9 protein-coding genes are annotated in these 9,855 nt (G+C 75.4%); 7 read left to right on the top strand and 2 right to left on the bottom strand.

The annotated features are described in order from the left end of the window. Positions 1–729 precede the first annotated feature (729 nt). Both TR48_RS46210 and TR48_RS41510 read right to left on the bottom strand, forming a co-directional pair. A complete protein-coding gene (locus TR48_RS46210) occupies positions 730–864 on the bottom strand; it encodes a hypothetical protein (protein WP_268873557.1) in 135 nt (44 codons plus the stop codon). A gap of 1,185 nt (positions 865–2,049) precedes the next feature. Further along, positions 2,050–2,460: a hypothetical protein gene (locus TR48_RS41510; RefSeq protein ID WP_152627744.1), complete on the bottom strand. Its 411-nt coding sequence runs from the start codon at positions 2,458–2,460 to the stop codon at positions 2,050–2,052. 472 nt (positions 2,461–2,932) lie between these two features. On the opposite strand from TR48_RS41510, the gene TR48_RS44640 reads away from it, so the two are divergent. The 7 genes from TR48_RS44640 (at position 2,933) to TR48_RS01450 (ending at position 9,359) form a co-directional block, all read left to right on the top strand. Next, positions 2,933–3,208, top strand: a complete 276-nt coding sequence (locus tag TR48_RS44640) for a hypothetical protein (protein WP_052442326.1) — start codon at positions 2,933–2,935, stop codon at positions 3,206–3,208. Between the two features lie 120 nt (positions 3,209–3,328). Then, positions 3,329–3,766 carry a phage tail protein gene (locus tag TR48_RS01425; protein WP_042363958.1) on the top strand — a complete coding sequence of 146 codons (438 nt, stop codon included), beginning with the start codon at positions 3,329–3,331 and terminating at the stop codon, positions 3,764–3,766. Beyond that, positions 3,767–4,486, top strand: a complete 720-nt coding sequence (locus TR48_RS01430; RefSeq protein WP_042363959.1) for a CIS tube protein — start codon at positions 3,767–3,769, stop codon at positions 4,484–4,486. Continuing rightward, positions 4,486–6,363 carry a VgrG-related protein gene (locus TR48_RS01435; protein WP_042363960.1) on the top strand — a complete coding sequence of 626 codons (1,878 nt, stop codon included), beginning with the start codon at positions 4,486–4,488 and terminating at the stop codon, positions 6,361–6,363. The genes TR48_RS01430 and TR48_RS01435 overlap by 1 nt, the downstream gene beginning before the upstream one ends. A 16-nt stretch (positions 6,364–6,379) precedes the next feature. Next, a complete protein-coding gene (locus TR48_RS01440; protein WP_042363961.1) occupies positions 6,380–6,841 on the top strand; it encodes a GPW/gp25 family protein in 462 nt (153 codons plus the stop codon). Then, positions 6,841–8,814, top strand: a complete 1,974-nt coding sequence (locus TR48_RS01445) for a putative baseplate assembly protein (RefSeq protein ID WP_042363962.1) — start codon at positions 6,841–6,843, stop codon at positions 8,812–8,814. Before TR48_RS01440 ends, TR48_RS01445 begins: the two co-directional genes overlap by 1 nt. After that, a complete protein-coding gene (locus tag TR48_RS01450; RefSeq protein ID WP_042363963.1) occupies positions 8,811–9,359 on the top strand; it encodes a phage tail protein in 549 nt (182 codons plus the stop codon). Before TR48_RS01445 ends, TR48_RS01450 begins: the two co-directional genes overlap by 4 nt. Positions 9,360–9,855: the final 496 nt, after the last annotated feature.

The following is a 9,855-nucleotide window of genomic DNA, read 5'->3' on the forward strand; positions in this document are numbered from 1 at the left end:
GGGCGAGCCCGCGCTCGAACTGCCGGTCGTCGCCCCCGAACCGCCAGCCCCTGCGGCGGACGGCGACGCGTCGGGCCTCGCGGTCCAGCGCGTCGTCTGGGCCGCACGCCCCACCGGTCCGCGCGTCGCTCCGGCGCGCCCGCACCCCGCGCCTCCCAGTCGCGCGGTCCCGCTGACCCGTGCTGCCGACGTCGCCGTGCAGCGCCGCGTCCTCCCCGCCACGGTTCCGACGACCCCCACGCCCGTCCTGACGGCCTCACCCGACTCGGCAGCACCCGACCCCGACCCGGCTCGCCACGAGCCTGCGCGGCGGGAGTCCGTCCGACAGGAGGCCGGGCCGGCGGAGTCGGTGCCGCAGGTGTCTGGGCCGCACGCCCCTGCGCGGCAGGAGCCCGCGCGGCAGGTGTCGGGGCCGCACGCCCCGGCGCGGCAGGAGCCCGCGCCGCAGGTGTCTGGGCCGCACGAGCCTGCGCCGCGCGGGCCTGTCGCGGGCCCGATGGCGCCGCACCGGCCGACAGCCTCGGCCGCACCGATCCAGCGCGTGAAGCGTCGGGGACCTGACGCACCGGTGGCACCGGTGGCACCTTCGACGGCCGCTGCCCCTGCTCCGGGCCCGAGCGCGGGTCCGGTCCGCTCGGAGCGCTCCGGGGCGACGCCGCCCAGTGCGCCGGCGCGCGAGCAGGGAGCCGGCACTACGGTGCCGTCGTCCGCTGCTCCGGCAGCCGCCGTTCAACGCCGGAGCGCCGAGCCGACGGAGCCGGAGTCCTCCGGAGTGACGGCGGTGTCCATGACGCCCGTGCGCCCGGACCCCACCGCCACCCCGTCCTCGTCTGCTGCCCCCGCCGCTCCGGTCCAGCGCTCCACGGCTGTTCCGTCGCGTCTGCGGCCCGTCGCTGCCACCGCCGCCCCGGGCACTCCCGCCCCCACGGCTCCGGTCCAGCCTGCGGTGCGCGAGGGAGCCGACCGCGCGACGGTGCCCGCCCCGACCGGTGAGCCCCGGGACAGGTCAGCGACCGCCGAGCAGGCCCCGGTCCAGCGCTCGGCACGCCTGGAAGCGGACGCCGTGTCAACTCCGTCCGGAACCGTCGAGGCGGCGCCCACCGCGCCCAGCCCCGCCCCGGTGCAACGACTCACGCCACCGGCCTCGCCGTCGTCCGCGCCTGCGCCCGCAGCGCCGGTGCGGCGGAGCGCGACCGAGACCCCGCGTCCGGCGTCCGACGCAGCGGCACCGGCCCCGTCGGTGCAGCGGGCCGTGCCGGCGCACGCGAACCCGGAACCGCCGGCCTCTCGTCCCGTCGCACCCCAGGTCCCGCCCGCGTCGACCGAGACGTCCCGGCCGGTCGACGCGACGGCCGTACCCGTGCGCCGTGCGAGCGCAGGCGCGGGCCCGGTCGGCACTCCGCCCGAGCGCGTTGCGCCGGTCCGGCCCTCCACGCCCGTGTCGCAGCTGCCCACCGCGCGCACGGTCGCAGCTTCCGAGGCCCCCGCGCCCGGCCCGCTTGACGTGCAGCGCTCGGTGGCGGACGCCGTTCTGCCTGAACCGGCCGCTGTTCGTGGCCCCGCGTCCGTGCAGCGCCGGGAGGCAGGCCTCGGGGAGCCCAGCCGGGGCGATGTCCAGGAGGCCCGCGCGACGTCGAGCGGCTCCGATGTGCCTGTGCCTGTGCCTGCGTCAGCGCCTGTGCAGCGGCGGCGTTCGCTGCTCGGCGCGCCGATGACGGCGGCACCCTCCGGCACCGCCCCGCTGACCCGCGCCCCGGCGCAGCGACCGACGGCGGTGCGTCCCGGCGCGGCCGAGGGAACGCCTGACGCTCCCCGGCCCGCGCCCGCTCCCGCTGCTGCGGCCGACCGTGAGGGCACGCCCCGCGCGCTCCCCCTGCAGCGACTGACCGCTGACGCGCCACCAGCGGCGCCGGAGGTGAGCGCCCCGGCGGGCGTGCGGCCCGGCGGCACGCCACGTGCGGTGGCGGTGCAGCAGGCGGCCTCCGGCGCCCCGGCGTCGACCCCCGCCGTGCCGTCGGCGTCGTCCTCCCCGCGCGCCGTCGAGGGCGGTCAGTCGGCTCCCGTCCTCGCCGCCCCGCGCCCGGTGCCCGTGCAGCGGTTGGCGGCGGCGGAGACGGGGACCTCGGCCTGGGCTGTCCGGCCGGTGCCGCTCGCAACGGCGGAGACGGGGACCTCGGCCTGGGCTGTCCGGCCGGTGCCGCTCGCGGCGGCGGAGACGGGGGCCCGGGGCGAGGCTGTCCGGCCGGTGCCGCTCGCGGCGGAAGTCACCGCCGCGCCGACGGAGCCCGCGACGCCCGCCCTCACCTCGGCGGCTCCGCCGCTCGTGCGGCCGTTGGCTCCGGCGCGGGCCGTGGCCAGTCGTACGGGCTCGCCCGGCTCCGTCGCGCCCGTGCAGCGGAGGGACGTGCCGAAGGCTGCGCCGCTGCGCGCCGCGCCAGGGGGAGGGGTGGAAGCCGCCACGCCCGCCGATGTCCGGTCAGCGGCATCCTCGCAGCGCCTCCACGGCGCGGCGTCGGCGGCCGCGCACGTGGTGCAGCGTGCCACCGCAGCCGTGCCTGCCACGGCTGTGCCCGCCGTGCGGCCGCCCACGATGCCCACGCCTGCTGTACCGCCACTGACCACAGCGGCGACGCCCGTCCGACTGGCGCAGCTCCCCGGGCCGGTCGCCGCCGCGCCGACCTTCTCGGTGCGTTCAGCCCACGCGCCTTCAGCCGCCGCCCCGGCCACCCCCGCGCTGCCCACCGCGCCGGTGCCCGTTCGGCGTGCGCCCGTTCGGCCCGTGCCGCTCACCTCCCAGGCCGCTCCGCCGCCCGTTCGGCCGTCGGCGGTGCAGCGGGCTCCGGAGGCGCTCCCGGCTCGGACCTCGCGGCACACGCAGGCGGCGCTCTCGTTGATCTCCCCGCCTCGCCCGGCCGAGCCGAAAGTCACCCCCGTGACGACGACGGCCACCTCTCCGGCCGGTCCCGGCAACAGCAACGGCAACGGCAACGGCCACCGCAACGGCGGCACCGCCGACGCGGTCCCGCCGCCCGTGCCCGCCCGGTACGACCCCGAGCAGGTCACCGAGGCGTTCGACGCCCGCATGCTCAAGGAGGGACAGCTCGACGAACTGACCCACCGTCTGATCGGCCCGCTCACGAGGCTGCTGCGCATGGAGCTGCGGTTCGACCGCGAGCGGGCCGGCAGGCTCCGCGACAACCGCCGCTGAGCGAGCCGGCCCCACCGAACCGCTCGGCCGAACCGCCCCGGCCGAACCGCCGCCGGCCCGCGCCGGCCACCACCACCGACGTGAACCGCACCTGATCCGCCCGCAGGAAGGCAGCATCCGATGCCCCAGGCACTGGACCCCGGCTCCACCATCTTCTTCCACCTGACCATCGACGGTGAGAGCCTGGGCACCTTCAACAGCTGCGAGGGCCTGTCCTCCTCCGTCGAGATCCACCAGCACCAGGAGGGCGGCAACAACGGCTTCGTCTGGCAGCTGCCCTCCCGGGTGACGTTCTCCAACATCACGCTGAGCCGCCCGCTGACGCCGGACACCTCCAAGGTGGCCGCCTGGATCAGCTCGGTCACCACCGGCATCCACCGGCCCACCGCGCAGATCGCCGCCCTGCGCGCGGACGGCTCCCTGGTCGCCCGTTGGGGCCTGATCGACGTGCTGCCGGTGAGTTGGCGCGGCCCGTCGCTGAACCCGGAGAGCCCGGCCGTGGCCACCGAGACGCTGGAGATCACCCACCACGGCTTCACCGATGCGGGGGCGGCGTAGATGGCGGGCAGCGGCGGGGCCGGCAAGAGCCTGGTCCGGGCGACGATCGCGATCCACGAGCCGCCGCTCGGCGGCGGCACCTCACCGGGCGGGCTGATCAGCACCTTCAGCTTCGACTTCAACCCCTCCCAGCTGCAGATCAGCCGACGAGCCACCTGGAAGGCCACCACCACGCCCGGCCACCACGACGGCCCGGTGCCCGAGTACATGGGGCCGGACCCGCGTGAGCTGTCGGTCGAGATCTTCCTGGACCGCTCGCAGACGCCGGACAGCAACGAGGTGCGCAAGAACGTCGAGTCGCTGTTCTCCTGCTGCGAGACGACGGCGTCGAGCATCGCCGCCAACAAGCCGTCCACGCCGTGGGTGATCTTCCAGTGGGGGGCCTTCTCCACCGCGCGCTTCAACGCCTACGTGACCTCCGTCGACGCCACCTACACCCTGTTCAGCACCACCGGCGTGCCGATCCGCGCCACCTGCCGGGTGCAACTGCGCGAGGTGCCGGGCCAGACCGCGGGGCAGAACCCCACCTCCGGCGCGCTCACCGCCCGGCGGGTGCACCGGGTGGTCGCGGGCGACTCGCTCCAGAGCCTGGCCTGGCGCGAGTACGGGGACGCCACCGCCTGGCGGGCCATCGCCGAGGCCAACGGCATCGACGACCCGGCCCAACTGCGCCCCGGCACCGCCCTGATGCTGCCCGCCGCCGAAGAGGTCGGTCGCTGATGCCCGAGTTCAGCTACTCCAATGTCCTGCACGTCGAGATCGGCGGCGCGAAGCTCACCGACGCTGTCGCGCGCCATCTGGTCGGCGGCTGGATCGACTTCGCCGCGGGCGTCCCGGGCGCGTTCGAGCTGACCTTCCGCGACCACGAGCGGCTGGTGCTGCGCGACACCGGCGCCAAGCTCGGCGCCAAGGTGGTGCTGGCCCCGGTCTCGGACGGCAAGGGCGCCCAGTCGCCGCTGCTGACCGGCGAGATCACCGCCCTGGAGAGCGACTACGACAACACCGGCAGCTTCACCGTCGTACGCGGCTACGACCTCGGCCACCGCATGCTGCGCCAGCGGCGGGTGCAGGCGTACCGGAACATGACCGCCGCCGACATCGCGCGCCGCCTCTGCGCGAAGGACGGCGTGCCGGTCGGCAGCATCCACGCCACCACCACCGTCTACGACTTCATCACCCAGGCCAATGTCACCGACTGGGACTTCCTCGGCCGGCTCGCGGACGAGAACGACATGGTGATGTCGCTCAGCCCGCGCGGGACGTTCCAGTTCGTGAAGCGGGCCTCCGCCGCCGGGGCGCCCCCGGTGAGCAGCGACACCGACCCGCTGGTCCTGAAGGCGTTCAAGGACATCCTGCGCTGCCGGGCCGCCGTCACCTCCGCCGACCAGGTCTCCGAGGCCGTCGCGCGCGGCTGGGACGTGACGGCCAAGCGCACGCTGGTCAGCCAGGAGCCCGCGGTCGACAACCCCGCCATCGCCATCGGCACCACCCCGGCCGCGGCCGCCTCCGCCTTCGGCGAGGCCACCCGCGTCGAGACGGACATCCCCTACGACACGCAAGCCGAGGTGAAGAACGCCGCCGCCTCGCTGGCCGACGACATCACCGCCTCCTTCGCGGAGTTGGAGGTCACCGTCCGCGGCAACCCCAAGCTGCGCCCCGGGGTCCCGATCGCGCTCTCCGCCGTGGGCGAGCCCTTCGAGGGCAAGTACACGGTGACCGGCGCGCGCCACAGCTTCGGCGACAGCCGGCACTACGAGGTCCAACTGACCGTCAGCGGACGCCAGTGGCGCTCTCTCTACGGCCTCGCCTCCGGCGGCGACGGCGGCTCGCCGCGCCTGCCCGGCGTCGCCAACGCCGTGGTCACCGACATCAAGGACCCGCTCCGGCAGGGCCGGGTCAAGCTGCGCTTCCCCTGGCTGGACGACACCTACGTCAGCGACTGGACCCGCAGCATGCAGTTCGGCGGCGTGAACGGCGGCGGACTGATCGGCTTCGACGTCGAGGACGAGGTGCTGGTCGCGTTCGACCGCGGCGCGCTGGACCACCCCTACGTCATCGGCGGCCTCTACAACGGCAAGGACCTGCCCGGCCGCAGCGACGTCCAGCCCTACGACGGCACCAGCGGCAGGACCGTCCGGCACACCCTCGCCGACCGCAGCGGCAACCGTCTGGACCTGCTCGACCAGCGCCTCGGCACCAAGCGCGGCGTCCGACTGCGCACCGGCGACGACCGGCTGACAATCGAACTGGACCGCACCGAGACCGAGATCACCGTCGACAGCGCGGGCGGCGTCAGCATCAAGGGCGGCACGTCGGTCTCCGTGAAGGCGGGGGCGAGTCTCTCGCTGGAGGCCGGCGCCGACCTGTCGGTCAAGGCAGGCGGCGTCGTCAGCATCGAGTCGATGGGCGCGGTGAGCGTCCGGGGCACGGCCGTCGCGGTGAACGCGCTCGGGGCACTGGAGTTGAACGCGATCGGTGCGGCCGTGCTGGCGGGTGAGGGGTCCCTCGCCCTGACCTCGCCGCTCAACGTCGACATCGCGGGCGTCAACGTGGCCATGGTCGGCGTGGTCACCGCCAACGGATTGCCGGTCGTCTGATGGCAGAGGTGATCTGATGGCGGAACAGTTCGTCGGCAGCGGTTGGGCGTTCCCGATGCGGATCAGCCCCACCGGCGGTATCGCGCTGGTCAGCGGGGAGCGCGAGATCGAGGAGGCGATGCGGCTGGTGCTGGCCACCGCGCCGGGGGAGCGGCCGATGCGGCCCGAATTCGGCTGCGCCATCCACGACATGGTCTTCGCCCCCGTCAACGAGGCGACGGCGGGCCGGATCCAGCACGAGGTCTTCGTCACCCTGGACCGCTGGGAGCCGCGCATCGCGGTCGAGGACGTCGAGGTGACCGCCGGCGACGACCAGGCGGTGCTCTACATCGACGTCCGCTACTCGATCCGCGGCACCAACAACCCGCGCAGCCTGGTCTTCCCGTTCTACGTCATCCCCGAGCACGACGAACCGGCCGGGGACTCAGACTCCCCGGGCCCGCGACCGCCGCGACCGTCCACCGAAAGCGACCGCTGATGGCACTGCCCTCTCCCAACCTCGACGACCGCCGCTTCCAGCAGTTCGTCGACGACGCCAAGCGCTACATCCAGCAGCGCGCCCCGGAGTGGACCGACCACAACGTGTCCGACCCCGGCGTCACGCTGGTCGAGACGGTCGCCCACATGGCGGACCAGATCGTCTACCGGCTCAACCGCGTACCGGAGAAGAACCACCTGGCCTTCCTGGACCTCATCGGCATCACGCTGTTCCCGCCCTCCGCCGCGCGCGCCCAGATCACCTTCTGGCTGTCCGCGCCGCTGGACGAGCCGGTCCGGCTGCCGGTCGGCACCGAGGCGGCCACCGCCCGCACCGAGAGCGAGGAGGCGACGGTCTTCGCCACCGAGCGCGAACTGACCGTTGTTCCCTGCTCGCTGGCGTACCTGGTGGTGCAGCGCAACGGGGAGCCGACCGTGGACCGCACCTCGGACCTGGCCGAGGCCAAGGACCTGATGTGCTTCTCGGAGGCTCCGCAGCCCGGCGACAGCATGCTGCTCGGGCTCAGCAACGCCGTCCCGCACTGCGCGGTGGCGCTCACCCTGGACAGCCGCGTCGACGGCGTCGGCGTGGACCCCCGGCAGCCCCCGCTGGTCTGGGAGGCCTGGACGGAGGACGGCTGGGTCGAGTGCGAGGTCGACCGCGACGGCACCGGCGGCCTCAACCGTCCCGGCGAGGTCGTGCTGCACATCCCCGGCGGCCACGTGAAGTCCCGCACCGGGCGGCGCGAGGCCGGCTGGCTGCGCTGCCGGGTCACCGAACCCCACGCCGACCAGCCCTTCTACACCACCTCGCCGACCGTGCGCAGCGCCGAGGCCTTCACCATCGGCGGCACCACCGGCGCCGTGCACGCGGAGACGGTCCGCGACGAACTGCTGGGCGAGTCCACCGGCCTGCCCGGCCAGCGGCTGCGGCTCGCCCACGCCCCCGTCGTCGGGGACGCCCCGCCGCTGCACCTCCAGGTCGGCGGCGAGGACGGCTGGGACGACTGGGAGGCGGTCGGCCACTTCGCCGCCTCCGGCCCGGAGGACCGCCACTTCACCCTCGACGCCGCCACGGGCGAGGTCGCCTTCGGCACCGCCGTCCGCGAGAGCGACGGCACCCTGCGCCAGTACGGCGCGGTGCCGCCCAAGGGCGCGGCCGTCCGCGCCCGCCAGTACCGCACCGGTGGCGGCCGCTCGGGCAACGTCGCGCGCGGCGCGATCCAGGTGCTGCGCAGCTCCGTCCCGTACGTGGCCGAGGTCGTCAACCGCGAGGCCGCCACCGGCGGCGTCGACGGGGAGACGGTCGAGGAGGCCAAGACCCGCGCCCCGATCACGCTGCGCGCCCAGGACCGCGCGGTGACCCTGCGCGACTACGAGGAGCTGGCCCGGCGCGCCGCGCCGGAGACCGCCCGGATCACCTGCCTGGAGGGCGAACCGGACCAGTACGGCGCCCACGCGGTGCGGGTCCTGGTCGTCCCGCACGCGGTTCCGGACCCCGGCGGTCGGCTGCGCTTCGAGCAACTCGTCCCGGCGGACGCTCTGTTGGAGCGGATCACCGGCTACCTCGACGAGCGGCGGCTGATCGGTACCCGCCTGGCCGTCGGCCCGCCGTTCTACCAGGGCGTCACCGTCGTCGCCACGCTGCACGCCTTCCGTGGCGCGGACACCGACCGGGTCCGGCGGCAGGCCCACGACGCGCTCTACCGCCACCTCGACCCGCTGGTCGGCGGCGCGCTGGGAACCGGCTGGCCGTTCGGCCGTCCGGTGCAGTCCGGCGAGATCTTCGCCGTGCTGCAGCGGGTGCCCGGCGTCGAGCTCGTCGACCAGGTGCTGCTCCACCCGGCCGACCCGCTCACCGGCAAGCGCGGCGACGCGACCGACCGGATCGACCTCGACGCGCCCTCACTGGTCTTCTCCTTCGACCACCGCGTGCGGGTCGTGGGGGGCACGGGCCCGGGGGACCAGTCGTGAGGGGCTCCGTCGACGGGCTCGGCTCCTCCGCGCCGCTGGCGGACATGCTGCCGGCCGTCTTCGCCGAGGACGACCTGGCCCAGCGCTTCGTCGCCGGGCTGGACGAGGTGCTGGCGCCCCTGCACAACGTCCTGGACTGCCTGGACTCCTACTTCAGCCCCGCACTGGCCCCCGCCGACTTCGTGCGCTGGCTCGCCGACTGGGTCGGCGCCGAGGTCGACGACACCGAGGAGGAGGCGCTGCTGCGCGCGGCCGTGGCAGCCGCCGCACGCCTGCACCGCATCCGCGGCACCCGCCGCGGCCTCGCCGAGGCGGTGCGCCTCGCCTTCGGCGTCGAGCCGGAGATCTCCGAGAGCGGTGCGGTGGCCTGGGACGCCCGCCCGCTCGGCCCCGTGCCGGGCGAGCGCCGCCCCCGACTGCACGTCACCCTGGCGCTGCCGCACCCCACCCCGCGCGACCAGCACCGGCTTGAGGCCCTGGTCTCCGCCGCGCGCCCCGCCCACATGCCCTGCACGGTCCAGGTGACCGCGCTCGAAAGGACCTGACGTGACCAGCCAGAACGCCGACGCTGGCGGGAGCGGGCCGCTCGCCTGCCCCGAGTGCGGCACCCCGCCCACCCCCGGCCAGTCCTTCTGCGACGGCTGCGGCGCGGTCCTCACCTGGACCTCCAGCCCTTCGCGCGGTCGCGCTTCGGCCGACTCGCCCGGCGCAGCCGGCTTCGCCGGGGATCCCGCCGGCTTCGCCGGGACAGGAGAGGGGGCGCCGGGCGGTTCGACGGATGCCTCCGGGGCTTCTGACGCGCCGGGTGCCGTGGGCTCCGCCGGAGCGGGTGGGGCGGGTGCCGCGGGCGGTTCGACGGCTGCCTCCGGGGCTTCTGGCGCGCCGGGTGCCGTGGGCTCCGCCGGAGCGGGTGGGGCGGGTGCCGCGGGCGGCTCGTCGGCCGACGCCCGTGGGGGTCACTCCCCGATGGCTCCATCCGGCTCCGCCGGGGCCTTCGACCGCTCCGCCGGTGCGGGTCCCGTCGGAGCCGCCGTCCCGCAC

The sequence above is a fragment of the Streptacidiphilus neutrinimicus genome, assembly GCF_000787815.1.
Taxonomy (GTDB): Bacteria; Actinomycetota; Actinomycetes; order Streptomycetales; family Streptomycetaceae; genus Streptacidiphilus; species Streptacidiphilus neutrinimicus.

Bases quoted from the DNA above. Each gene is read 5' to 3' on its own strand.
- TR48_RS01445 (WP_042363962.1), top strand. From the start codon at position 6,841: ATGGCACTGCCCTCTCCCAACCTCGACGACCGCCGCTTCCAGCAGTTC.
- TR48_RS01440 (WP_042363961.1), top strand. From the start codon at position 6,380: ATGGCGGAACAGTTCGTCGGCAGCGGTTGGGCGTTCCCGATGCGGATC.
- TR48_RS01435 (WP_042363960.1), top strand. From the start codon at position 4,486: ATGCCCGAGTTCAGCTACTCCAATGTCCTGCACGTCGAGATCGGCGGC.
- TR48_RS01425 (WP_042363958.1), top strand. From the start codon at position 3,329: ATGCCCCAGGCACTGGACCCCGGCTCCACCATCTTCTTCCACCTGACC.
- TR48_RS01430 (WP_042363959.1), top strand. From the start codon at position 3,767: ATGGCGGGCAGCGGCGGGGCCGGCAAGAGCCTGGTCCGGGCGACGATC.